This window comes from Cupriavidus pauculus, assembly GCF_002858765.1.
Taxonomy (GTDB): Bacteria; Pseudomonadota; Gammaproteobacteria; order Burkholderiales; family Burkholderiaceae; genus Cupriavidus; species Cupriavidus pauculus_B.
In genome coordinates this window covers 14,180-36,740 of sequence record NZ_PJRP01000029.1, presented here as the reverse complement: position 1 = coordinate 36,740, position 22,561 = coordinate 14,180, and the positions used below count along the sequence as shown (strand labels likewise).

Sequence of the window (22,561 nt, the reverse complement as noted above, 5' to 3'; positions counted from 1 at the left end):
TGCGGCAACTGTGTGTTTTGCGCAGGCGTTTGATCGAATCGATCAAACGTGGGGCGAAGTGTAGGCCAAACGATCAATCTTGACCAGTTCGGTCACAAAAATGATTGAATTGGTCAATTATGTGCCGTCGGGTCGACCGGTGACGGTCTCATGTGATCGATGCACTGCAACAACACCCCTCTTGCGCAGGCCAGTGCATCACACGTCTTCTCGATAGACTTCGATGCCGGCCGACACAGACGGCCGCGATGACAGCTAAAAAAACAGGGAAGGGTCATGAAAACCAGACATCCGCTTGCCGTGGTGATCGGCAAGATCACGTGCGCTGCCGCCATCGTCCTGGCTTTGCCAGTGTGGGCGCAGATGCCGGCCGATCGCAAGGCCGAACTGGAGCAGGCCTGGCGCGAGGCGTCCGACAAGGCCCAGACCGGGCCGGTCAGCATCAAGCTGCGCGACCAGGCAACGCTGCAGGTGCCTGCGCACGAGGCGTTCATCCCGCAGCCTGCCGCCGGCAAGCTGATACGGGCGATGGGCAACAGCAATGACGAGCGGCTGCTGGGGCTGGTGATGCCCACGGGCGATGCCGACTGGATGGTGATCGCCAAGTACGAGCCGTCCGGCTACATCCGCGACGACGACGCTCGCGACTGGAATGTCGACGATCTTTTCAAGTCGCTGAAGGACGGCACCGACCAAGGCAATATCGAACGCGAGAAGCGCGGCATCCCGGCGGTGGATCTGCAGGGCTGGGTCGAGCGCCCGCACTACGATGCCGCCACGCATCGGCTGGTCTGGTCGATGGCCATGAGCGAGCGTGGCGCGCCGGCCAATGCGCCACAGGGTGTCAACTACAACACCTACGCGCTGGGCCGCGAAGGCTATGTCAGCCTGAACCTGGTCACCCCCCGCCAGAACGTGGAAGCCGACAAGCTCAAGGTGCAGCAGCTGCTGGCGAACCTGGATTTCGACGACGGCAAGCGCTACGCCGACTTCAACGGCAGTACCGACCGCGTGGCCGAGTACGGGCTGGCGGCGCTGGTGGGCGGGGTGGCTGCCAAGAAGCTGGGCCTGCTCGCGGTCATCGCGGCGTTCGTGGCCAAGTTCGCGAAGGTGATTGGCGTGGCGGTGGCCGGATTCGGCTACGCGGTGTCGCGCCGGTTCAAGAAGAACAAGAGCCAGGCATGACCAAGCTGCTGCTGTTGCTGTTCGGTGGGCTGAAGCTCGGCAAGCTGGCGGCGACCGGCGGCACGATGCTGGTGTCGCTGGTTGCCTATGCGTGGATCTACGGCTGGCGCTACGCTACCGGCTTTGTCGGCCTGATCCTGGTGCACGAGATGGGCCACTACCTGGCCGCGCGCAAACGCGGGCTCGACGTGGGCCTGCCGACGTTCATTCCGTTCGTGGGCGCGTGGGTGGAACTCAAGCAGTTGCCGGCCGATGTCGAGACCGAGGCCTATGTCGGCCTGGCCGGTCCCGTGCTGGGTACGGTGGGCGCGCTGGTCTGCTATCTGCTGGCGCGGTCCTACGACAGCCAGTTGCTGCTGGCGCTGGCCTATGCCGGGTGCTTCATCAACCTGTTCAACCTGATCCCGCTGTCGCCGTTCGATGGCGGGCGCGTGACGGCGGTGCTGTCGCCGCGCATCTGGCTGCTGGGGGTGCCGGTGCTGGTGGGACTCTTTCTGGTGCGGCCCAGTCCCATCCTGCTGCTGGTGGCCCTGCTTGCCGCGCCGCAGGTCATGAAGGCCTGGCGCTACGATCCGCAAGCGCCGGAGAATCGGCAGTACTATGCGATCGACGCCGAGGCACGGCTGACCTATATGCTCTGCTATCTCGGGCTCGTCGCGTTCCTGGCGATCATGACGCACGATCTGCACACGTCGCTGGGTGCCGCCCACATTCCCAACTGACACCACAAGGTAATTCCATGAGACTGATCGGCATGCTCGATTCCCCCTACGTGCGCCGCGCCGCGATCACGCTGCGGCTGCTGGGGCTGCCCTATGCGCTGGAGCAGGTGTCGGTGTTTCGCACGTTCGACCAGTTTCGCGCGATCAATCCGGTGGTCAAGGCCCCGAGCCTGGTGTGCGACAACGACATGGTGCTGATGGATTCGACGCTGATCATCGACTACGCGGAGGCACTGGCCGGCCGCAGCCTGATGCCGACGGACCTGGCCGCCCGCCAGCGTGCGCTGCGCATCGTCGGCCTGGCGCTGGCGGCGTGCGAGAAGGCGGTGCAGCACGTGTACGAGCACAACCTGCGGCCCACCGAGAAAGTGCATCAGCCGTGGGTGGAGCGCGTGGATGGCCAGTGCGCCAGCGCGTTCGCGCTGCTGGAGGCCGAGATAAAGGCCGTGCCTGTGCCATCGGCCGAGCAGGATCTCGATCAGGCGGGGCTGACAGCGGCGGTGGTCTGGACGTTCACGCAGGCGTTGCTACCGGGCCGCTTGGCGCCGGCGGCGCATCCGGCGCTGGCCGGATTCACGGCGGCCGTCGACGCATTTCCGGCGTTTCAGGCGTTGCCGCACGCCTGAACGTCAAATGTGATGTGTTGACTGAACAAGTTTGGGCGAGTCATCCGTCTGCTGTGCGATACCCCACCAAATCCCCCACAAACGGGTGATGTGGCGCTAGTCGCGTTGCATCACGATAGGCAACGGGGCGACAGGATCCTTGCCCCGCTACCACTTCAGCCCCGCGACCTCCCCGGCCAGCGGGGCTTTTTCCTTGTGGGGCCGACCGGCACTTATCGCGCCTTCAGGATGGTTTCGATCTGCGCGGCCGCGTGGCGCAGCGGCGGCAGGTAGTGCTGTTCCAGATACGCCTGGTCGCGGCTACCCAGCACCATGCTCAGGCCCAGACCGGCCACGACCTTGCCGGTCTGGTCGGTCAGCGGCACCGAGATGCCTGCGAAACCATCCACCAGTTCGCTGACCAGCGTGCAGTAGCCATCGGCGCGCACTTCTTCCAGCTTGCGTGCCAGCGCGGGGCGGGAGCTGATCGTGAAGGGCGTCAGCTTGCGCAGTTCGGCACGGTCCAGGTAGGCGGCCAGTGCGTCGTCGTCCAGCCCGGCCAGCAGCACGCGCCCCAGCGAGTGCGCATAGGCCGGCATGCGGCGGCCAATCGCCATGTCCACGCGCAGCAACTGGTTGGGCTCCTCGCGCGCCACCAGCACGACGGACTCATGGTCCAGCATGCCGATGGAACAGCTTTCGCCCGCCTCGGCGCACAGGGCCTGCAGATAAGGGCGCGCAAGCTGCGGCAGGTTCATCGACGCAAAGTAGGCATAGCCCAGGTCCATGACCTTGGGCGTCAGCACGAACTGGCGGCCTTGCTGGGCCACGTAGCCGTTGTGCGCCAGGGTCAGCAGCAGGCGGCGCGCCGCGGCCCGCGTCACATCTAGCTGTTCGGCCACGTCCTGCATCGTCAGGCGATCGGTACCGCCGGCGAACAGACGCAGCAGGGCCAGGCCCTTGGTCAGGGAATCGAGCAGTTCTTCCTTTCTGGGCGTCTCGATGGCGTCCTCGGTGACGGCGTCGGTCACGGGTTCGGTGGCTTTGGCGTCGCTGCGCGGCATGTCGGATCGAACGAATCGAAATAGGGGGTTTCTGCGGGTCAGACCTGACTTGCGTCCGGCCGCCCGATCCGTATGATAGATGTTCCGCGAACATTTGTTCGCAAAATGTGGATCGGTAGAAACCACGACAGCAGAAGACTCAGGAGACGGCAATGAAGGTGATCACCACCGCGCAGGCGGCGGAACTCGTCCAGACCGGCTGGACCGTGGCCAGCGCGGGGTTTGTGGGTGCCGGCCATGCCGAGGGCGTGACCGAGGCGCTGGAGCAACGCTTTCTGCGCGATGGCCTGCCGCGCGACCTGACGCTGGTCTATTCCGCAGGGCAGGGCGACCGCGGCGCGCGCGGAGTGAACCACTTCGGCAACGCCGGCATGACGCGCGCCATCGTCGGCGGGCACTGGCGTTCGGCCACGCGCCTGGCCACGTTGGCCATGAACGAGGATTGCGAAGGCTTCAACCTGCCGCAGGGCGTGCTGACGCATCTGTATCGCGCCATTGCGGGTGGCAAGCCTGGCGTGCTGACGAAGATCGGCCTGCACACGTTTGTGGATCCGCGCACGGCGCGGAACCCGCGTTACCACGGTGGCGCCGTCAACGGGCGGGCCCGCGACGCGATCGCGGCGGGCACCGCAAACTGGGTGGAGGCGGTGGACTTCCGTGGCGACGAATACCTGTTCTATCCAAGCTTCCGCATCGATTGCGCGCTGATCCGCTGCACCGCGTCGGACCCGCGCGGCAACCTCAGCACGCATCGCGAGGCGTTTCACCACGAACTGCTGGCGATGGCGCAGGCGGCCCACAACTCGGGCGGCATCGTGATCGCGCAGGTGGAGTCGGTCGTCGACTATCACGAGACGCTGCAGGCGATTCACGTGCCCGGCATCCTGGTGGATTACGTGGTGGTCAGCGAGCAACCGGCGCACCATCAGATGACGTTTGCCGAGCCGTACAACGACGCCTACGTGCGCCCGTGGCGTGGCGAGCGTGCCGATGCCGCCGAGAAGGCGAAGGAAGCCCAGTCGCTGCCGGCCACATCGGCTGCGCTGGACGCCCGCACCATCGTGCAACGCCGCGCCGTGATGGAACTGGCCGCGCGCCGGCCGCGCGTGGTGAATCTGGGCGTGGGCATGCCGGCCGCCGTGGGCGCGCTGGCGCACCAGGCCGGGCTCGACGGCTTCACGTTGACCGTGGAGGCGGGTCCCATCGGTGGCACACCGGCCGATGGCCTGAGCTTTGGCGCGTCGGCCTATCCCGAGGCCGTGGTCGACCAGCCCGCGCAGTTCGATTTCTACGAGGGTGGCGGCATCGACCTGGCCATCCTGGGCCTGGCGGAGCTTGATGGCCACGGCAACGTCAACGTGAGCAAGTTTGGCGAGGGCGAGGGCGCGCTGATCGCCGGCGTGGGCGGCTTCATCAACATCACGCAGAGCGCACGCGCGGTGGTGTTCATGGGCACGCTGACGGCGGGCGGCCTGGAGATCCGCGCCGAGGACGGCACGCTGCAGATCGTCAAGGAAGGGCGCGTCAGGAAGATCGTGCCCGAGGTCTCGCACCTGAGCTTCAACGGCCCGTACGTGGCGTCGCTGGGCATTCCCGTGCTGTATGTGACCGAGCGCGCCGTGTTCGAGATGCGCGCCGATGCCAACGGCGACGCGCGCCTGACGCTGGTGGAGATCGCGCCGGGCGTGAACCTGCAGCGCGACGTGCTCGACCAGTGCGCCACGCCCGTGGCCGTGGCCGACGACCTGCGCACGATGGACGCGCGGCTGTTCCGGTCGGCTCCGATGCGGCTTTGAGCGCGGCGAAAGATTCAAGAAATTACTAGAACGAAATTACTGGAACGATTACGAGAAAAGGTCCGCAGTACCGGGCCGATATTGGAGGAAGCACTGTGCAACACCGTCGTCAATCCCGTCGTCTGGCGCTTTCGGCGCTGGCTCTGGCAGCCGCGCTGCCGTTTGCATCGGCCGCTGCGCTGGCCCAGCAGAACTACCCGGACAAACCGATTCGCCTGGTGGTGCCGTTCCCGGCCGGCGGCCCGACCGACACCGCCGCGCGCATCATCGGCCAGAAGATGGGCGAGACGTTGAAGCAGACCATCGTCATCGACAACCGGCCCGGTGCCTCGGGCACCATCGGCACCGAAACCGTGGCCAAGGCCGCGCCCGATGGCTACACGCTGGTGATGCTGGCCACGCCCACGCTGCTGGCGCCGCACTTGCTGCCGCGCAAGGGCTACGACATCTTCAAGGACTTCACGCCGGTCGGTAACGCCTACGAGCTGCCGATCGTGATGGTCGTGAACCCGCAGTCGCTGCCCGATGTGACCGACCTGCAGTCGTACATCGCCCGCGCCAAGGCCGCCCCCGGCAAGATGAACTACACCAGCGCCGGCAACGGCAGCTTTGGCCATCTGTCGACCGAACTGCTGAAGAACCTGGGCCACTTCGACGTGCAGCACGTGCCGTACAAAGGCAGCGCACCGGCCATTTCCGACTTGCTGGCCGGCCAGGTGCCGATGATGTTCTCGGACATGATCGCCGCGCTGCCGCACATCAAGGCCGGCAAGCTGCGCCCGATCGCGGTGGGTTCGAGCAAGCGCGTCACGTTTGCGCCAGAGGTGAAGACCGTGGCCGAGCAGGGCTTCCCGGGCTTCGACGCGTCGTCGTGGGGTGGCCTGCTGGTGCCGGCCGGCACGCCGAAGGATGTGGTGGCCAGGCTGTCCGACGCGCTCAAGGGCGCGCTGGCCGATCCGACCGTGCAGCAGAAGATGCTGGGCGCCGGCACCGTGGCGTCGTACCTGCCGTCGGAGCAACTCGCCACGCGCATGCAGAACGACTATGCGAAGTGGGGCAAGGTCATCAAGGACAACGGCATCAAGAGCGACTGATGCTCGGGTAAAGACGGTGCGCCTGGTCCCGCTGCGGGGTGCGCGGGCCAGGCGTGCATCGTTAAATCTTCAATTTCAGGCCTGTACCGGCAGCGTCTGCTGGAATTGCGACACACCGTTCAAATCACGAAGGTCCACGGTCAGCGCGCGTGACGCGGGATCGATGTTGACCTCGCCAAAGAACTGGAAGCCGGCAAACGGCGACATGTTCTGGGCGGTGGGTGCCTTCTGGTAGACGACGCGCGGGCCGAACGTGTTGTCCAGCGGATTCGGCCCGAAGCTGCCCGCGTTGAGCGGCCCGGCCACGAATTCCCAGAACGGATCGAAATCCTTGTACACGGCGCGCTCGGGCGAGTAGTGGTGCGCGGCGCAGTAATGCACGTCTGCCGTGAGCCAGACCACGTTCTTCAGCCCGGCCTGCTTGATGCGGGTCAGAAGGCGCGCGGTTTCCAGCTCGCGGCCCAGCGCCGGGCCGTCGCCGTTGGCGATGGCCTCCCATTTGGCACGCCCTTCGGCATCCTTGCCGTCCGGTACGCCCAGGCCAATCGGCATGTCGGCGGCTATCACCTTCCACGTGGCCTGCGACGCCGTCATCTCGGCCATCAGCCAGTCCAGTTGCGCGTTGCCCAGGAAAGCGGTGGCGGCGCTTTCCGTGGTGTCGCGGTTGTAGCCGTTCGGGCCGCGATAGGTGCGCATGTCCAGCACGAACACGTCGAGCAGGGGGCCATAGGCAATCTTGCGGTGCACGCGCTCGGCCAGGCCCTGGCGGTGCCAGCGCATCGGCGCGTTCTCCAGGAAGGCGCGGCTGCCACGGGCCACCAGCAGGCGCACATCCTTTTCCTTGTAGCGGTTGTCGGCCGACAGGTCTTTCGCGTCCGACCAGTTGTTGGTCACCTCGTGGTCGTCCCATTGCCAGATCTGCGGCACCTGGCTGGCGAAGCGGCGCACATTGACATCCATCATGTTGTAGCGATGACGGCCGCGGAATTCCTTCAGTGTTTCGGCCACCTTGCTGACTTCCTCGGTCACCACGTTGCGCCAGATGCGGCCGTCTTCGGCTTTCTGCTCGGCGGTGATCGGGCTGTCGGCATAGATCGTGTCGCCGCTGTGGATAAAGAAGTCCGGGTTGCGCTGGCGCATGGCTTCGTAGATGCGCATGCCGCCCAGGTCGGGATTGATGCCCCAGCCCTGGCCGACGGTGTCGCCGGACCATACAAAGCGCACCGGCTTGTCGGTCGTCATGGCCCGAGTCCGGAAGCTGCCTTCCATCCATGCGCCTTGGCTGCGGCGCTGGCCCGGTGCCTCGAACGCCACGCGAACGTGATACTGCTGGCCCGGCAGCAGGCCGGTCAACTGGGTCCGTGCGGTGAAATCGGTCTCGCTGCTGGCCAAGGGGCCAGAGATGCGCATGGCGTTGCGGAAGCCGGGCGCGGTCGCGTATTCGACGACCATGCGCGCCGGCTGTCCGGCGCGTGCCCAGACCACCATGCCGTCGTCCGATGGGTCGCCAAGCTGGATACCGTCCGGCGCGTCCGGGCGGCCGGACGCCACCACGGCCGGTGCGGCCAGTGCCGACGGGCCGAGTAGGGTCAGGCCGGCCGCCATCCCGGCGCCCAGGCCCAGAAAGCGGCTGGAAGTGCGCAGGAAACTCCGGCGGGTGGCGTCGGAAGGCGGCGTGGCGGGAAGCGAGGGCAGGCGGGTCGTCATGGCGGAAAGCTTCGGATGTCAATGTATGTACATGGCCGGGGCGATATCGTCGCCAGCTTTTGTGACGCGTTGTTGACACGTCATTGACATGTCAAACGCCGATACTGCCCTTCAGTCCCCGTGTGCGTCCCCTGACTCTGGTGGTAGAATCCAAGTCTTTGATTTTCCGGGCAATTCATCTTTTCGCGTGTTTTCCGCCGCGCGCCGCCCGTTGAACCGTACCAGACGCGTGTCCGTTGCCTCGGCTCCGCGCCCTGCACCGACACCTCATTGATGACGATGACCAACACCCCAGACCAGACCCCAGCCGCAGAGCAGACGTTCGAGAGCTTCGGGCTGGATCCGCGCATTCTGCGTGCCTTGTCCGACCAGGGCTACACCAAGCCCACGCCAATCCAGGCGCAGGCCATTCCCGTGGTGCTGCTGGGCAAGGACGTCATGGGCGCCGCACAAACCGGCACCGGCAAGACCGCCGGCTTTGCACTGCCGATCATCCAGCGCCTGCTGCCGATGGCCAACGCCAGCGCATCGCCGGCGCGCCACCCGGTGCGCGCGCTGATGCTGACGCCCACGCGCGAACTGGCCGACCAGGTTTACGACAACGTGGCGCGCTACGCGCAGCACACCGACCTGCGCAGCACGGTGGTGTTCGGTGGCGTGGACATGAATCCGCAGACCGACGCGCTGCGCCGTGGCGTGGAAATCCTGGTGGCCACGCCGGGCCGTCTGCTCGATCATGTGCAGCAGAAATCGGTGAACCTGTCGCAGGTGCAGATGCTGGTGCTGGACGAGGCCGACCGCATGCTCGACATGGGCTTCCTGCCCGACCTGCAGCGCATCATCAACCTGCTGCCGGCACAACGCCAGACGCTGCTGTTCTCGGCCACGTTCTCGCCCGAGATCAAGAGGCTGGCGTCGAGCTACCTGAAGCAGCCGGTGACCATCGAAGTGGCACGCAGCAACTCGACCAACGAGAACGTGCGCCAGATGGTGTATTCCGTGCCGGACGGCCACAAGCAGGCCGCCGTGGTGCACCTGCTCAAGCAACGCGCCGCCGAGCAGCAGTCGAAGCAGTGCATCGTGTTCGTGAACAGCAAGATTGGCTGCTCGCGGCTGGCACGTCATCTGGAGCGCGAAGGCATCAACGCCGCCGCCATCCATGGCGACAAGACGCAGACCGAGCGCATGCAGACGCTCGACGGCTTCAAGAGCGGTACGATCGACGCGCTGGTGGCCACCGATGTGGCCGCGCGTGGCCTCGATATCCCGGCCATGCCGTGCGTGATCAACTTCGACCTGCCGTTCAGCGCCGAGGATTACGTCCACCGGATTGGCCGTACGGGCCGCGCCGGTGCCAGCGGCGACGCGCTGTCGATCCACGTGCCGGGCAACGACGACCGTCTGCTGGCCGATATCGAGAAGCTGATCAAGCGCAGCGTGCCGCGCGGTACGCTGGAAGGTTTCGATCCGACCGGCGAGCGTGCGCGTCTGGAAGAAACCGACCGCCGCCGCCAGCGCGCCGACGTGCGCCGTACGCGTGACAACGGTGCCGCCGGTAATACGGGTGGAACCGGTGGTGCGGGTGGCAACGGTGGTGCCGGTGGCCGCAGCGAGGGCGAGGAATCGGCCCCGCGCCGCCGTCGTACCGAGCCCAATGGCCGGCCGGCGTTCCGTCCGTCGGACGATCCGTTCTTCTCGCGTCCGTACGAGCCGTCGGGCAACTACACGCCGGCGCCGAAGGCCGAGGACCAACTGGCCGCCGCGCTCTCGCGTGGCCGTCAGGCGCCCAAGCGCCCGGTGGCGGCGCTGCTGGGCGGTGCGCCCCGCAAGTCGTAAGGATCGAAGCGCTCGCGGACATCGCCAGCGCTTGAAAAGTACAACGGTCCGCGTTCAGCGGGCCGTTTTCATTCCGGGCGAGGAGCGGATCGGGCTCGATGATCGCGTGGCTGCTTCACCGATCCAGCCACTGTTCCGCCCACTGCTCCGTGGCCGCAGCCAGCCAGGCCGCGACGGAGCCTTCCCCGTTCACGATGCCCAGGTGCGCACCGGCCTGCCGCAGTGGGTCGAGCGGCGCGGCCGTGTCCAGTGCCAGCGCGCCGCTTTGCTTGCTCAGTTTTTCGCCAACTGCGTTGACCACTACGGGCACGTGCAGGTACGACGGCATGGGCAGGCCGAGCAGGTGCTGCAAATGGATCTGGCGAGGCGTGGAGTCGAGCAGGTCGGCCCCGCGCACGATGTGGGTGATGCCCTGTTCGGCATCGTCGACCACCACGGCCAGTTGATACGCCCATAGCCCGTCGGCCCGGCGCAGCACGAAATCTCCAAGCTCCGTTTCCAGGTTCTGGCATTGCTGCCCCTGCCAGCGATCGTCAAAACAGATCGTGGCCGCAGGGCCGTCCGGCACGCGCACGCGCCAGGCGCGCGGCAGCTTGCCATGCAGGCCATTGCGACAGGTGCCCGGATACCCCAGCGTCTGGTGCCGCTCGCGCACGTGGATCAGCGAATCGGCGATTTCCTTGCGCGAGCAGCCGCATGGATACAGGCTTCCGGCGGCATCGAGTCGCCGCAGCGCATCGGCATAGCGTGACTCGCGGCGGCTCTGCCAGACCGGGGGCTCGTCGGGGTGCAGGCCCAGCGCTTCAAGCGTGCGCAGGATGCCAGTGTCGGCGTCCCTCACGCAGCGCGGGTAGTCGATGTCCTCGATTCGCACGAGCCAGTCGCCGCCATGGGCGCGGGCGTCGAGCCAGCTGGCCAGCGCGGTCACCAGCGAACCAAGGTGCAGCGGGCCGGTGGGGGAGGGGGCGAAGCGCCCCCGGTAGCGTTGCGGCATGGTGCGGCGGAGTTACTCCAGCGACTCCGGTTGCTGCGGTGTCTGCTGCATCAGCGCCTGCGCCAGGCGCGGGTCGTCGAGCTTGCTGGACCACCATTGCAGCGCCTTGCCGCGCGTGTTGGTGCGCCAGGCCACCTTGAAGTTGCCGGGTGCCCGCACTTCCACGGTTTCGCGCACCTGCAGCACGCCGCTTTCGATATGGGGCTGCGCCATCGGGGCCGGCAGCCAGCCGCAGCCCAGGCCGCGGATCTGCGCTTCGAGCTTGTCGCGCATGGTGGGCACCACCAGCACGTCCTGGCCGGCCAGCACGCCATGGGTGCGCGCGGGCAGGTTGCGCGAGGTATCGCCCACGGCCACGATGCGGTGCTTGGCGATCTGGATCGTCGTGAGCGGACCTTCCTCGGTGGCCAGCGGATGGTGCGCGGCCACGGCGAAGACAAACGGAATCGTGCCCAGCGGCCGCACCTGGAAGCCCTGGGTGCTCGGAATCTCGTACGCGCCGCCAATGATCAGGTCGGCCCGGTTGCTGACCAGCGCATCCCAGGTGCCGCCCAGTACCTCTTTGGAGAAACGCAGCCGGGTAGCCGTGTTCTCGGCGTAGAAATCCTGGATCACCGGCAGCAGGGCGCGGAAATTGACCAGATCGTCCACGGCGATGTTCAGGTTGGCCTCCCAGCCGGTGGCCAGCCGCTTGACGCGCCGTGCCAGGTCGTCGGCCGCGTGCAGCAGGTGGCGGCCTTCGTCCAGCAGGGCGCGGCCCGCCGGCGTCAGTTCGGCCCGGTGGCGCCGGCGGTCGAACAGCAGCACGTCGAGGTCTTCCTCGAGCTTGCGGACCACATAGGTCAGGGCGGAGGGCACCTTGCCCATCTCGTGGGCGGCGGCGGCAAAACTGCCCTTGCGCTCGATGGCGTCAAGGACTTCAAGGGATTCGAGTGACAGTGGCATATTCAGAATTTCTGAACAAGTGCTTCTAACGCGGTGCCCGCCAATATACTCCCGCTCCCCTAAACTGCCTAGCATCGAAACGCCGCTGAGCCCCGCAGCCAAGCGCTGAGGGGTTCGATTCCAGGCCACAAGGAGGGCCATCAAAATGATTGAAATCCGTAAGTCTGAAGATCGCGGTTATGCGGACCATGGCTGGCTCAAGTCGTACCATACATTCTCGTTTGCCGACTATTACGACCCGCGCCATATCCAGTTTGGCCCGCTGCGTGTGATCAATGAGGACCGTGTGGCGCCGGGCATGGGCTTTGGTACCCATGGCCACCGCGACATGGAAATCATCAGCTATGTGCTGGAAGGTGAACTTGCGCACAAGGACAGCATGGGCAACGGCAGCGTGATCCGCCCCGGCGACGTGCAGCGCATGAGCGCCGGCACCGGCGTGCGTCACTCGGAGTACAACCATTCGGCCGATGCAACCACGCACTTCCTGCAGATCTGGATCATGCCGAACCAGCAGGGCATCGAGCCGGGCTACGAGGAAAAGCGCTTCGACGCCGCCGACAAGCGGGGCCGCCTGCGCCTGGTGGGCAGCCCGGACGGCGCCGAAGGCTCGGTGGTGATCCATCAGGACGTTCGCCTGTTTGCCGGCCTGATCGACGGTGACGAGGCGGCCACGCTGGCGCTGCAGCCGGGTCGCCAGGCCTATGTGCATGTGGCGCGGGGCCGGGTGACGGTGAACGGCCAGCCGCTGGAAGCGGGCGACGCCGCCAAGCTCGCCGGCGAAAATGCCGTGAGCCTGGAAAAGGGCGCCGACGCCGAAGTGCTGGTGTTCGACATGCCGGCGTGATGGCCGTGTCTGGGGATGAGCCGGTGCCACGCGGCATCCGGCTCCACTGCCCCGCAGCCAGACGCCCGCCCCCGTGGCGGGCGTTTGCATGGTGGGGCCGTCATTCGTTTACCGTTTACCCGTAACCAGTGCTTACAGGTACTTGGAATGCTTGCCGCTATGCTATCGTCTGGCCTATCCGCCATGCGACCGCCGCGGCACACGCCGTGCGCCGATTTATCGTCACGCGATGACCTTCGTATCCATTCTCCTGGCGCTGATTGCCGAACAATTCCGGGCGCTCGGCCGGAACAATCCCATCTACGACATCGTGCGTGTGCTGGGTGACCGTGCCGAGCACGCCTTCGACACCGGACGCCCGCGCGATGCCGCGCTGGCCTGGCTCACCGTGGTGCTGCCGCTGACGCTGGCCGTGGTGTTCGTCCACTATCTGCTGGCGTCGATCAGCGTGGCCCTGACCCTGGTCTGGAACGTCCTGCTGCTCTACCTGACGCTGGGTTTCCGGCAGTTCAGCCATTACTTCACCGACATCCACGAGGCACTGAACCGGGACGATCTCCATACCGCCCGCACGCTGCTGCACGAATGGACCGGGCTCGACACGGTAGAAATGCCCGTCAGCGAGATCGTCCGGCACACGCTGGAGGCGGCCATCGTGGCCGTGCATCGGCATGTATTCGGGGTGTTCTTCTGGTTCCTGGTGCCGATCGGCCCCGGCGGCGTGGTGCTGTATCGCACGGCCGAATTCCTGAATCGGCAGTGGAACACGCCGTCGAACGAGCGCAGTCCGGCGCTGGGGCGTTTCGCGGCCCGCGCGTTCTATGTGCTGGATTGGGTGCCGTCGCGTCTGACGGCGATCGGGTTTGCCATCGTCGGCAATTTCGAGGACGCTGTCTACGCGTGGCGCAACCACGCGCGCAAGTGGAACGACGCGGTCAACGGCATCCTGCTGGCCAGCGGAGGCGGGGCGCTTGGGGTTCGGCTGGGCCAGCCGCTGGCCGAAGAGGATTCCAGCGTCATCCTGCGCACCAGCCTGGCCGGTGTGGACTACGCGCCGGGCATGAGCGAAGCCGAGCCGGTGCCCCCAGAATTTGGGGCGGACCCCGGCATCCGCACGCTGCAATCGGCGGTGGGCCTGGTCTGGCGTGCCGTGATCCTGTGGATGCTGCTGCTGGCGATGATCTCGCTGGCGCTCTGGGTGGGCTGACCCGCGACGGACGAAAAAAAGCGCCACGGTTGTGGCGCTTTTTTTTCGTCCTTGACTCGTCCTGAATAAGGTTGACACTTTTCTTGCAGTGATGAGGAGAGTGCCTTGGAGGCGGATCGGAAGCGAACCCAACGTGACTACACGCTGGCTTTTAAGCTGGCGGTGGTGGAGGCAGTAGAAAAAGGCGAACTGACGTACAAGCAGGCGCAACACAAGTACGGAATCCAGGGGCGGTCCACAGTGCTGGTATGGTTGCGCAAGTACGGATTGCAGGACTGGAGCGGCTCGTTGCCACAGGGCGCCCGGTACGCCACGATGAAAAATCAAGACAAGACCAAGCCGGGCACGCCGGAGCAGCGTATCAAGGAACTGGAGGTCCAGTTGCGCGAGGCGCAGGAGAAAGCGCGGTTGTTCGAAGCGGTGATCGACGTGATCCAGAAGGAGCACGGGGTTCGCATGGTAAAAAAGCCTTCGGGCAAGTCCTCGCGCAAGAGCTCGTCCAAGGGCTAAGCGTTAGCAGGGCTTGCCGTTACATTGGCATCAGCCGGCAGGCGTACTACAAGCGTCGCCACAGCGAACTCAAGCAGACCGCTCGGGATGCCAGTATTTGCGCCTTGGTCACCGAGGTGCGGCTGCGCCAGCCACGCATGGGCACTCGCAAGCTGCAGCAGGTCTTGCGAACTCCGCTGGAGAAGGCGGATATCCGGGTGGGCCGTGACGGGCTGTTCGACGTTCTGCGTGCGGCCAGGCTGCTGGTGAAGCCGCTTCGGGCCTATCACAAGACCACACACAGCCATCACCGCTTCCGGCGCCACCCGAACCTGCTCAAGGATGGGCCGCAGAAGGTAGTGCCCAATGCGGCCGAACAAGTCTGGGTTGCCGACATTACGTACCTTCCCACCGCCCGGCAGACGGTCTATCTGAGCCTGGTCACGGACGCCTACTCGCGAAAGATCGTGGGCTACCACGTCCATGACAGCCTGCAGACCGAGCAGGTGAGCCAAGCGCTGAAGATGGCACTGCGCTCGCGCCAGACGCGGCAACCACTGATACACCATTCGGACCGTGGAATTCAATACTGCTCCACTTACTACCAGGCCATCCACGAGCGGCATGGCCTGACCTGCTCGATGACCGACGGCTACGACTGCTACCAGAACGCTTTGGCCGAACGCATCAACGGCATTCTCAAGGGCGAATTCCTGCTGAACCGACCAAATGACCTGCAGCAAGCGACCCGCATGGTGAGGGAGTCTGTCCGGATCTATAACCGGGAACGGCCGCATCAGGCCCTGAAATACAAAACGCCCGATGAGATCCATCGGGCGTCGGTTGCCTTGGCCCAATAGGGGCCGGCCGCAGCCAAAAAAGCTGTCAACCTATGTCAGGACTTGACACCTTGCTCGTCCTGCCCGTCCTTACTCGTGATGGGCGCCGCAGTGCCAGCACGCGGCGAACTGCGCCTCGTGCCATTCCCCGCATCGGTGACATTGCCAGCGCGGCCCCGGCGTGGGATTGGCCGCCGCATTCAGGGCGGCCCAGGCGTCGGCTTCGGCCGCGTCGTCGAAAATCCAGACCTGCGGGGCGCTTTCATTGAGCGGGATGTCGCCCGCCGCGCCGGCAAGCCAGGTATTGCGGACTTCCGCGCGGATGCCCGCAGCATCCAGTACGTTCTGACAATGCGCGGCATGGACCAGCGAAGGCGTCCTTAGCAGCAGTTTCATGATGAAGCCGTGGCAGGCAGGGTGCTTTTACCTTACCACGGCCATTGCCGATTGCCAGCCGGGGCTTACCACGGCTTCTGCTGACGCGATTCGTGCAGCAGCTGCGTATAGAGCTGGTGGCGGCGCGGCGAGATCGTGCCGTTGTCGATGGCGCCCAGCACGCCGCAACCGGGCTCGTTGATGTGGTGGCAGTTGTAGAACCGGCATTCGGTCAGCTGCGGCCGGAATTCCGGGAAGGCGCGCTCCAGCATGCCTTCGCTCAGGTGGTGCAGGCCGAATTCCTGGAAGCCCGGCGAGTCGATCAGGTAGCCGGGCTGGCCATCGACCACAGCCCATTCCGCCGGCAGGTGATACAGCCGCGTGAAGGTGGTGGTGTGCTTGCCGGAGTCGAGCTTCGACGAAATCTCGCGCGTCTGGGCTTCCACGCCTGGAATCAGCAGGTTCAGCAGCGACGACTTGCCCATGCCCGACTGCCCGATCAGGATGCTCGACACTCCGGCCGTGCGCGGCTTCAATGCGGCCAGCGTCTCTTCGGGGCGGGCGTGGACGGATAGCTCCAGCGTGTCGTAGCCCAGGTCCTGGTACAGCTTCAGGCGGCGGCGGGCATCGTCGAGCCGCCCGGTCAGGTCGGTTTTGTTCAGGATCACCAGCGGGCGGATTTCCAGCGCCTCGGCCGACACCAGCGCGCGGCCCAGCAGATCCTCCGAGAAGCTCGGCTCGGTGGCCAGCACGATGATGACCTGGTCGATATTGGCCGCCAGCAGCTTCGACTTGAACTGGTCGGACCGGTAAAGCAGGTTCTTGCGCGGATCGATGCCGGTGATCACGCCCTGGTCCACCGCGGCCAGTTCGATGCGTACGTGGTCGCCCACGGCCGCGTCGCTCTTCTTGCCGCGCGGGAAGGCATGCAGATGGGAACCATCGGTGCGCTCCACCACGTAGTGGCGGCCATGCGCGGCGACGATCAGTGCGGATTCCGTGTGGGCTCCGTTGCCCTTGCCGGAGCCCTTGCCGGCGTTGTGATGGCGTGCGCTGCGGGTCATGCGTGCGACAGCAGGCGGTCGATCCGCTGGGCTGCAGGCGGATGCGAGTAGTAGAACGCGCTATAGATCGGGTCCGGCGTCAGCGTCGACGCGTTGTCCTTGTACAGCTTCACCAGCGCGGAGACCAGATGCCCGGCATTGGTCTGGTGCGCGGCAAACTCGTCGGCCTCGAATTCATGCTTGCGCGACGACTGGCTGGCCAGAGGCCCCAGGATGAACGTGAACACCGGCAGCGCCAGGAAGAACAGCACCAGCGCCAGCGCATTGTTGCTGGCGCCGAAGTTCGGGAGCACGCCCAGGCCCGTGAAGAACCACTCGCGCGTGGCCAGCCAGCCCAGGATGGCCAGGAACACCAGCGACAGCGCAAACGTGACGGCGATCATCTTGGCCACATGGCGGCGCTTGAAGTGGCCCAGCTCGTGGGCCAGCACGGCTTCCACCTCTTCGCCGTCCAGGCGCTCCAGCAGCGTGTCGAAGAACACGATGCGCTTGGTGGCGCCGAAGCCGGTGAAATAGGCGTTGCCATGCGCGCTGCGCCGGCTGCCGTCCATCACGAACAGACCCTTGCTGGCGAATCCGCACTTGCGCAGCAGCGCCTCGATGCGTTCGCGCAGGCCTTCGTCGGCCAGCGGCTCGAACTTGTTGAACAGCGGGGCGATGTACGTGGGCACGATGACCTGCAGCAGCAGGCTGAAGCCCACCCAGAGCAGCCACGTGTAGAGCCACCAGTAGGGGCCGGCGCGATCCATCAGCCACAGCACGGCCAGCAGCAGCGGCAGGCCCAGCACGCAGGCCACCGCGGCCATCTTGGCCAGGTCGGCCAGCCACAGGCCGAAGGTCATCTTGTTGAAGCCGAAGCGCTGCTCGATCACGAACTGGCCATACAGCGAGAAGGGCAGGTCGAACAGCCCGCCGATGACGGCCACGCTGGCGATCAGGGCCACGCCGTAGAAGTAGGGGCTGTCCGGGAAGGTATGGAGCCAGAGCTGGTTCAGCGCGTGCAGGCCGCCCAGCATCGTGAAGCCGATCAGCACGGCGGCGCCGGCCAGCACTTCGAGCATCGACAGCCGCGTGCGGGCAATCGTGTAGTCCGCCGCCTTCTGGTGGGCGGACAGGGCGATGGTGTCGGCAAACCGCGCGGGCACGGCGCCGCGATGGCGCGCCACATGGCGGATCTGGCGCGACGCGAGCCAGAGTTTGGTCAGCGCCATGATGACCAGGGCGGCAAGAAAGATCAGCGTGAACATCGGCAAGCCTTGTAGACGATGGCGCGGCGCAGCAACGGGAAAGCCGGTGTGCGCGGCATGCCATCCGGGGCAGATATGCGAGAATTATAAATTGTTCGCCCCCGGCCACCCGCCGATCCGGGGCAATTCTTCCGAAATCCATATCGAGCCGTACCGCCAGATGACAAGTCCCGCCGCATCCTCCGTCAAAAGTGAAAACAACCTTGTCTGGCTGGACATGGAAATGACCGGCCTGCAGCCGGATACCGACCGGATCATCGAGGTAGCGGTGGTGGTCACCGATTCCGAACTGAACATCCTGGCCGAAGGGCCGGTGCTGGTGATCCACCAGTCGGATGCGGTGCTCGACGGCATGGACAACTGGAACAAGGGCACGCACGGCCGCTCGGGCCTGATCGACAAGGTCAAGGCGTCGACGCTGACCGAAGCCCAGGCCGAGGCCGAACTGCTGGCATTCCTGAAGCGCTGGGTGCCGGCCAGCAAGTCGCCCATGTGCGGCAATTCGATCTGCCAGGACCGCCGCTTCATGGCGCGCTACATGCCCAAGCTCGAAGCGTTCTTCCACTACCGCAACCTGGACGTCTCGACGCTGAAGGAACTGTGCAAGCGCTGGGAACCGGCCATCCACAAGGGTTTCCAGAAGCGCCAGCTGCACACGGCGCTGGCCGACATCCTGGAATCGGTGGAAGAACTGCGCTACTACCGCCAGCACTTCATCAAGACGCCGGCCGAGGCGGCCGCCACGATGCCGGCCCCCGCCGCACCTTCCGCCCCCGCCGCGCCCTCGGCGTAACGCCCGCCTCAAGAACAAGAACCCGGCGGGCAGGCTCCACGACGGACCGGCCACGCCGCCCGAGTCTGTCCAGCCGCCCCCCGCCATGTTCACGCGCATCGTCTCGATCATCACGCCGGTCATCCTGATCATCCTGATCGGGTGGATATACGGGCGGCGAGCCCATCCGGACATGGCGGGCATCAACAAGGCGATGCTCGAGGTGATCGCGCCGCTACTGGTGGTATCGGCGTTCATCAGCAAGGATTTCGTGCTGGCGGACCACCTGGTACTGCTGGCCTGCGCCGTGGCCGTGGTGGTCGGCTCGGGCATCCTGGCCTGGGTGGTGGCGCGCGTGAGCGGCGCCAACCCGCGCACGTTCGTGCCCCCGATGATGTTCAACAACTGCGGCAATATGGGGCTGCCGCTGTCGGTCTTCGCCTTCGGGCAGATGGGCCTGGCGCCGGCCGTGGCGCTGTTCGCGGCATCGAACCTGATGCATTTCACGATCGGGATGAAGATCGTGAACCGGCATGCGTCGATGGCGCAGATCGCGCGCAATCCGATGGTGCTGGCCACCGTGGCCGGCGTGGCGCTGTCGCTGGCCAAGCCGGTATTTGCGCTGCCCGAGCCGGTCTATGAATCGATCAAGCTGCTGGGCGATTCCACGGTGCCGCTGATGTTGTTTGCGCTGGGCGTCCGCATGAAGGACGTGAGCCTGCGCAACTGGGGCATGGGCGTGCTGGGCGCCGTCGTCTGCCCGCTGGCGGGTATCGCTGTGGCGCTGCTGCTGGCGTGGTGGGTGCCGATGACCGACCTGCAGCGCGGGCTGCTGTTCGTCTTTGCGGCGCTGCCGCCGGCGGTGCTGAACTTCCTGGTGGCCGACCATTTCAGGCAGGAACCCGACCAGGTGGCGTCGATCGTGCTGCTCGGCAATATCGCCGCCGTGGTGTTCGTGCCGATCGGGCTGTATCTGGGGCTGAAATAAAAACGCCCTGCTCCCGGTGGGGCAGGGCGCGTTCGGGATCGGGGGGTCAGACCGTCGGGTTCGGCTTCGCGCGCAGCGCGCTTTTCGGCCGGAACGCCTTCACGATGGCTTCGTTGGTTTCGACATACGGGCCACCGATCAGATCGATGCAATAGGGCATCGCGGCAAACACGCCCTGCACGATCACGCGGCCTTCCACGTCGCGCAGGCCTTCGAGCGTCTCGCGGATGGCCTTGGGCTGGCCGGGCAGGTTGACGATCAGCGCGGCGCGGCTCGGCGTTTCTCGAATCACCGCCACCTGGCGCGACAGGATGGCCGTCGGCACGAAGTGCAGACTCACTTGTCGCATCTGCTCGCCAAATCCCGGCATTTCCCGCGTGCCTACGGCCAGCGTGGCCTCGGGCGTCACATCGCGGCGGGCCGGGCCTGTGCCGCCGGTGGTCAGCACCAGATCGCACCCGGCCACGTCGACCAGTTCGATCAGCGTGCGAGAGATCAGCGGCGCTTCATCGGGAATCAGCCGTTCCACGGCCTGCCACGGCGAGGTCAGCGTCTTGCCGAACCAGTCGCGCAGGGCCGGGATGCCTTCGTCCTGATAAGTGCCGGACGACGCACGGTCGGAAATGGATACAAAGCCGACCACCAACTCGTCGGCGTGGTGACGGGGGACGGGGGCGGTCAGCGGCGGGTTCATGCTTCGGGTTCCTTTGGAGTATCTGATGCAGCACTTTCGTCGCCATCATCGTCACTTTCCAGTGCCGCCTTGATGGCCTGGAACAGCTCGCGGTAGTACTTGGGCGGCTTGCCCAGTTCCTTTTCCTTGCGGGCGTTGCGGATGATGTTGCGCACCGACTGCACGTCGATGCCCGGGTGTTCGCCCAGGAACTTGGTCAGCATGGCGTCGTCGGCCAGCAGCAGGTCACGCCAGCGCTCCATCAGGTGCATCTTGGCCGTTTCGGCCTTGCTGGTGCCCTTGAAGCCTTCCAGGGCCGCGCGGATGGCGGCCACTTCGTCGTCGTCCAGGCTGCGCATGATCTTGCCGACAAACTGCATCTGGCGGCGCTTGCCTTCGTGGCTGGTGATCTTGCGGGCGGCCAGCACGGCGTCCGACAGCGATTCGGGCATCGGCACGCGTGCCAGGCGGTCTTTGGCCAGCGCCTCGAGTTCGGCGCCAAGGTCCTGCAGCTCGGTCATGTCGCGCTTGCGCTGCGACTTGCTCTTGGGCAGGTCGTCGTCCTCTTCCGGGCCGAAGGCGCCCGGGAAACGGCCGTGGGAGTTGTTACGGGTATTTCGCGTCATGGCCGCCATTTTATCTTGCTATGATTCCCGTTTGGACTTTTGATCACGCCCGCCCATATGAGCCAGACTGCCGAAAAGACCGCGCATTTCACCTATACCCAGGATCAGCTCAAGGCCATGGCGGCTGATGTGCTGCGCGTGGCACGCGAACTTGGCGCGACGGATGCCGCCACCGAGATCTCCGAAGGCGGTGGCCTGTCGGTGACGGTGCGCAAGGGGCAGGTGGAAACCATCGAGCAGAACCGCGACAAGGTGGTGGGTGTGACGGTCATGATCGGCCAGCGCCGCGGCAATGCCAGCACGTCCGATTTCTCGCCGGCCGCCCTGCGCGCCACGGCCGAGGCGGCGTACAACATCGCCCGCTTCACAGCCGAGGATGACTGCGCGGGCCTGGCCGAGGAAGGCCTGCTCGAACGCAATCCGCAGGACCTGGACCTGTTCCACCCGTGGGACATCGACGCCGAGGGTGCCATCGACATCGCGCGCCGTGCCGAGGCGGCGTCGTTCGCGGTGTCGCCGAAGATCAAGAACAGCGATGGTGCCAGCGTATCGGCCCAGCACTCGCAGTTCGTGCTGGCCACGTCGCGCGGCTTCGTGGGCGGCTATCCGTATTCGCGCCATTTCATTTCGGCGGCGCCGATTGCCGGCTCCGGCGGCGGCATGCAGCGCGACGACTGGTATTCGTCCAAGCGCTCGCCGCTGGCGCTGGCCGAACCCGAGGCCATTGGCCGCTATGCCGCCGAGCGCGCACTGGCCCGCCTGAATGCCCGCAAGCTGTCCACGCGCAAGTGCCCGGTGCTGTTCGAGGCGCCGCTGGCGGCCGGCCTGCTAGGTGCCTTCGTGCAGGCGGTGTCGGGCGGTGCGCTGTATCGCAAGTCGACGTTCCTGTACGACACGCTGGGCAAGGCCGTGTTTTCGCCGGATATCCAGATCCATGAGCAGCCGCACGTGCCAGCCGCCATGGGCAGCGCCCCGTTCGACGAGGAAGGCGTGCGCACGCAGGCCCGCGACGTGGTGCGCGACGGCGTGGTGCAGGGCTATTTCCTGTCGACCTATTCGGCGCGCAAGCTCGGCATGAAGACCACCGGCAATGCGGGCGGCTCGCACAACCTGACGCTGACCAGCTCGCGGACGCAGCCGGGCGACGACTTCGCCGGCATGCTGAAGAAGATGGGCACCGGCTTGCTGGTGACCGAACTGATGGGGCAGGGCGTGAACTACGTGACAGGCGACTATTCGCGCGGCGCGTCGGGCTACTGGGTCGAGAACGGTGTGATCCAGTACCCGGTGGAGGAAATCACCATCGCCGGCAACATGGTGGAAATGTTCAAGCAGATCGTTGGTATCGGCGCCGACGCCCTGGTGCGCGGCACCAAGGAAACCGGGTCGATCCTGCTCGAGCAGATGACCATTGCCGGCAACTGAGCTTCCGGCACTCGGCAAAACGGAAAACGACGCCCTGGGGCGCCGTTTTTCGTGGTCAGGC

General features: G+C 65.8%; 21 protein-coding genes. 12 read left to right on the top strand and 9 right to left on the bottom strand.

Annotation, left to right across the window (positions count from 1 at the left end; translation table 11 throughout):
• Window positions 1–276: 276 nt before the first annotated feature.
• The 3 genes from CYJ10_RS32735 to CYJ10_RS32725 are packed head-to-tail and all read left to right on the top strand — an operon-like array spanning window position 277 to window position 2,533.
• Complete coding sequence (locus tag CYJ10_RS32735) at window positions 277–1,185, top strand: DUF2167 domain-containing protein (RefSeq protein ID WP_101685593.1); 909 nt, start codon at window positions 277–279, stop codon at window positions 1,183–1,185.
• Window positions 1,182–1,907 (top strand): site-2 protease family protein, encoded by a 726-nt coding sequence (locus CYJ10_RS32730; protein WP_101685592.1) that lies wholly within the window; start codon window positions 1,182–1,184, stop codon window positions 1,905–1,907. The genes CYJ10_RS32735 and CYJ10_RS32730 overlap by 4 nt, the downstream gene beginning before the upstream one ends.
• Window positions 1,908–1,924: 17 nt before the next feature.
• On the top strand, window positions 1,925–2,533 hold the full coding sequence (locus CYJ10_RS32725) for a glutathione S-transferase family protein (RefSeq protein ID WP_101685591.1): 609 nt from the start codon (window positions 1,925–1,927) through the stop codon (window positions 2,531–2,533).
• A 212-nt stretch (window positions 2,534–2,745) separates the two neighbouring features.
• On the opposite strand, the gene CYJ10_RS32720 is transcribed toward CYJ10_RS32725, so the two are convergent.
• Window positions 2,746–3,576, bottom strand: a complete 831-nt coding sequence (locus CYJ10_RS32720; protein WP_101685590.1) for an IclR family transcriptional regulator domain-containing protein — start codon at window positions 3,574–3,576, stop codon at window positions 2,746–2,748.
• Window positions 3,577–3,728: 152 nt separating this feature from the next.
• Here CYJ10_RS32720 and CYJ10_RS32715 point away from each other — a divergent pair, with 152 nt between their 5' ends.
• Both CYJ10_RS32715 and CYJ10_RS32710 read left to right on the top strand, forming a co-directional pair.
• Entirely contained in the window at window positions 3,729–5,372 is a 1,644-nt protein-coding gene (locus tag CYJ10_RS32715) for an acyl CoA:acetate/3-ketoacid CoA transferase (protein ID WP_101685589.1), read from the top strand.
• Window positions 5,373–5,467: 95 nt separating this feature from the next.
• Window positions 5,468–6,466: a Bug family tripartite tricarboxylate transporter substrate binding protein gene (locus tag CYJ10_RS32710; RefSeq protein WP_101685588.1), complete on the top strand. Its 999-nt coding sequence runs from the start codon at window positions 5,468–5,470 to the stop codon at window positions 6,464–6,466.
• A 75-nt stretch (window positions 6,467–6,541) separates the two neighbouring features.
• Here the strand turns inward: CYJ10_RS32710 and CYJ10_RS32705 are convergent, their stop codons facing one another.
• Complete coding sequence (locus tag CYJ10_RS32705; RefSeq protein WP_101685587.1) at window positions 6,542–8,173, bottom strand: alkaline phosphatase D family protein; 1,632 nt, start codon at window positions 8,171–8,173, stop codon at window positions 6,542–6,544.
• Between the two features lie 273 nt (window positions 8,174–8,446).
• Here CYJ10_RS32705 and CYJ10_RS32700 point away from each other — a divergent pair, with 273 nt between their 5' ends.
• A complete protein-coding gene (locus CYJ10_RS32700; RefSeq protein ID WP_101685586.1) occupies window positions 8,447–10,009 on the top strand; it encodes a DEAD/DEAH box helicase in 1,563 nt (520 codons plus the stop codon).
• Between the two features lie 115 nt (window positions 10,010–10,124).
• Here CYJ10_RS32700 and gluQRS read toward each other — a convergent pair whose 3' ends face one another.
• Window positions 10,125–11,003 (bottom strand): tRNA glutamyl-Q(34) synthetase GluQRS, encoded by an 879-nt coding sequence (gluQRS, locus tag CYJ10_RS32695; RefSeq protein ID WP_101685585.1) that lies wholly within the window; start codon window positions 11,001–11,003, stop codon window positions 10,125–10,127.
• 12 nt (window positions 11,004–11,015) lie between these two features.
• Window positions 11,016–11,948: a LysR family transcriptional regulator gene (locus CYJ10_RS32690; RefSeq protein ID WP_101685584.1), complete on the bottom strand. Its 933-nt coding sequence runs from the start codon at window positions 11,946–11,948 to the stop codon at window positions 11,016–11,018.
• A 145-nt stretch (window positions 11,949–12,093) separates the two neighbouring features.
• On the opposite strand from CYJ10_RS32690, the gene CYJ10_RS32685 reads away from it, so the two are divergent.
• The 3 genes from CYJ10_RS32685 (at window position 12,094) to CYJ10_RS32675 (ending at window position 15,351) form a co-directional block, all read left to right on the top strand.
• Window positions 12,094–12,795 carry a pirin family protein gene (locus CYJ10_RS32685; protein WP_101685583.1) on the top strand — a complete coding sequence of 234 codons (702 nt, stop codon included), beginning with the start codon at window positions 12,094–12,096 and terminating at the stop codon, window positions 12,793–12,795.
• A gap of 229 nt (window positions 12,796–13,024) precedes the next feature.
• Complete coding sequence (locus CYJ10_RS32680; protein ID WP_101685582.1) at window positions 13,025–14,002, top strand: CobD/CbiB family protein; 978 nt, start codon at window positions 13,025–13,027, stop codon at window positions 14,000–14,002.
• Between the two features lie 105 nt (window positions 14,003–14,107).
• A protein-coding gene (locus tag CYJ10_RS32675; protein ID WP_219621416.1) for an IS3 family transposase occupies window positions 14,108–15,351 on the top strand; the annotation gives its coding sequence in 2 pieces (ribosomal slippage) (window positions 14,108–14,461 and window positions 14,464–15,351; 1,242 coding nt in all).
• 69 nt (window positions 15,352–15,420) lie between these two features.
• Here CYJ10_RS32675 and CYJ10_RS32670 read toward each other — a convergent pair.
• The 3 genes from CYJ10_RS32670 to CYJ10_RS32660 all read right to left on the bottom strand — a co-directional run bounded on the left by CYJ10_RS32670 (window position 15,421) and on the right by CYJ10_RS32660 (window position 18,016).
• The gene (locus CYJ10_RS32670; RefSeq protein ID WP_101685581.1) at window positions 15,421–15,726 is read right to left on the bottom strand and encodes a putative signal transducing protein; all 306 of its coding nucleotides are present in this window, start codon (window positions 15,724–15,726) and stop codon (window positions 15,421–15,423) included.
• A gap of 65 nt (window positions 15,727–15,791) precedes the next feature.
• Complete coding sequence (gene rsgA, locus CYJ10_RS32665; protein ID WP_101685580.1) at window positions 15,792–16,769, bottom strand: ribosome small subunit-dependent GTPase A; 978 nt, start codon at window positions 16,767–16,769, stop codon at window positions 15,792–15,794.
• On the bottom strand, window positions 16,766–18,016 hold the full coding sequence (locus CYJ10_RS32660) for a M48 family metallopeptidase (RefSeq protein ID WP_101685579.1): 1,251 nt from the start codon (window positions 18,014–18,016) through the stop codon (window positions 16,766–16,768). The genes rsgA and CYJ10_RS32660 overlap by 4 nt, the downstream gene beginning before the upstream one ends.
• Before the next feature lie 160 nt (window positions 18,017–18,176).
• Here CYJ10_RS32660 and orn point away from each other — a divergent pair, with 160 nt between their 5' ends.
• Together orn and CYJ10_RS32650 are read left to right on the top strand one after the other, a co-directional pair.
• A complete protein-coding gene (gene orn / locus CYJ10_RS32655; protein WP_101685601.1) occupies window positions 18,177–18,809 on the top strand; it encodes an oligoribonuclease in 633 nt (210 codons plus the stop codon).
• Between the two features lie 85 nt (window positions 18,810–18,894).
• Window positions 18,895–19,776: an AEC family transporter gene (locus CYJ10_RS32650; RefSeq protein ID WP_101685578.1), complete on the top strand. Its 882-nt coding sequence runs from the start codon at window positions 18,895–18,897 to the stop codon at window positions 19,774–19,776.
• A 46-nt stretch (window positions 19,777–19,822) separates the two neighbouring features.
• Here CYJ10_RS32650 and mog read toward each other — a convergent pair whose 3' ends face one another.
• Entirely contained in the window at window positions 19,823–20,470 is a 648-nt protein-coding gene (gene mog / locus CYJ10_RS32645) for a molybdopterin adenylyltransferase (RefSeq protein ID WP_101685577.1), read from the bottom strand.
• Window positions 20,467–21,075 (bottom strand): ribosome biogenesis factor YjgA, encoded by a 609-nt coding sequence (gene yjgA / locus CYJ10_RS32640; protein WP_308303030.1) that lies wholly within the window; start codon window positions 21,073–21,075, stop codon window positions 20,467–20,469. Before yjgA ends, mog begins: the two co-directional genes overlap by 4 nt.
• A gap of 57 nt (window positions 21,076–21,132) precedes the next feature.
• Between yjgA and pmbA the strand changes: the two genes are divergently transcribed.
• The gene (gene pmbA / locus CYJ10_RS32635; protein WP_101685575.1) at window positions 21,133–22,500 is read left to right on the top strand and encodes a metalloprotease PmbA; all 1,368 of its coding nucleotides are present in this window, start codon (window positions 21,133–21,135) and stop codon (window positions 22,498–22,500) included.
• Window positions 22,501–22,561: the final 61 nt, after the last annotated feature.

What these genes read in the sequence shown, in the direction of transcription:
- CYJ10_RS32735 (WP_101685593.1), top strand. Translation starts at nt 277, where the DNA reads ATGAAAACCAGACATCCGCTTGCCGTGGTGATCGGCAAGATCACGTGC.
- CYJ10_RS32730 (WP_101685592.1), top strand. Translation starts at nt 1,182, where the DNA reads ATGACCAAGCTGCTGCTGTTGCTGTTCGGTGGGCTGAAGCTCGGCAAG.
- CYJ10_RS32725 (WP_101685591.1), top strand. Translation starts at nt 1,925, where the DNA reads ATGAGACTGATCGGCATGCTCGATTCCCCCTACGTGCGCCGCGCCGCG.
- CYJ10_RS32720 (WP_101685590.1), bottom strand. Translation starts at nt 3,576, where the DNA reads ATGCCGCGCAGCGACGCCAAAGCCACCGAACCCGTGACCGACGCCGTC.
- CYJ10_RS32715 (WP_101685589.1), top strand. Translation starts at nt 3,729, where the DNA reads ATGAAGGTGATCACCACCGCGCAGGCGGCGGAACTCGTCCAGACCGGC.
- CYJ10_RS32705 (WP_101685587.1), bottom strand. Translation starts at nt 8,173, where the DNA reads ATGACGACCCGCCTGCCCTCGCTTCCCGCCACGCCGCCTTCCGACGCC.
- CYJ10_RS32700 (WP_101685586.1), top strand. Translation starts at nt 8,447, where the DNA reads ATGACGATGACCAACACCCCAGACCAGACCCCAGCCGCAGAGCAGACG.
- gluQRS (WP_101685585.1), bottom strand. Translation starts at nt 11,003, where the DNA reads ATGCCGCAACGCTACCGGGGGCGCTTCGCCCCCTCCCCCACCGGCCCG.
- CYJ10_RS32690 (WP_101685584.1), bottom strand. Translation starts at nt 11,948, where the DNA reads ATGCCACTGTCACTCGAATCCCTTGAAGTCCTTGACGCCATCGAGCGC.
- CYJ10_RS32685 (WP_101685583.1), top strand. Translation starts at nt 12,094, where the DNA reads ATGATTGAAATCCGTAAGTCTGAAGATCGCGGTTATGCGGACCATGGC.
- CYJ10_RS32680 (WP_101685582.1), top strand. Translation starts at nt 13,025, where the DNA reads ATGACCTTCGTATCCATTCTCCTGGCGCTGATTGCCGAACAATTCCGG.
- CYJ10_RS32670 (WP_101685581.1), bottom strand. Translation starts at nt 15,726, where the DNA reads ATGAAACTGCTGCTAAGGACGCCTTCGCTGGTCCATGCCGCGCATTGT.
- rsgA (WP_101685580.1), bottom strand. Translation starts at nt 16,769, where the DNA reads ATGACCCGCAGCGCACGCCATCACAACGCCGGCAAGGGCTCCGGCAAG.
- CYJ10_RS32660 (WP_101685579.1), bottom strand. Translation starts at nt 18,016, where the DNA reads ATGTTCACGCTGATCTTTCTTGCCGCCCTGGTCATCATGGCGCTGACC.
- orn (WP_101685601.1), top strand. Translation starts at nt 18,177, where the DNA reads ATGACAAGTCCCGCCGCATCCTCCGTCAAAAGTGAAAACAACCTTGTC.
- CYJ10_RS32650 (WP_101685578.1), top strand. Translation starts at nt 18,895, where the DNA reads ATGTTCACGCGCATCGTCTCGATCATCACGCCGGTCATCCTGATCATC.
- mog (WP_101685577.1), bottom strand. Translation starts at nt 20,470, where the DNA reads ATGAACCCGCCGCTGACCGCCCCCGTCCCCCGTCACCACGCCGACGAG.
- yjgA (WP_308303030.1), bottom strand. Translation starts at nt 21,075, where the DNA reads ATGACGCGAAATACCCGTAACAACTCCCACGGCCGTTTCCCGGGCGCC.
- pmbA (WP_101685575.1), top strand. Translation starts at nt 21,133, where the DNA reads ATGAGCCAGACTGCCGAAAAGACCGCGCATTTCACCTATACCCAGGAT.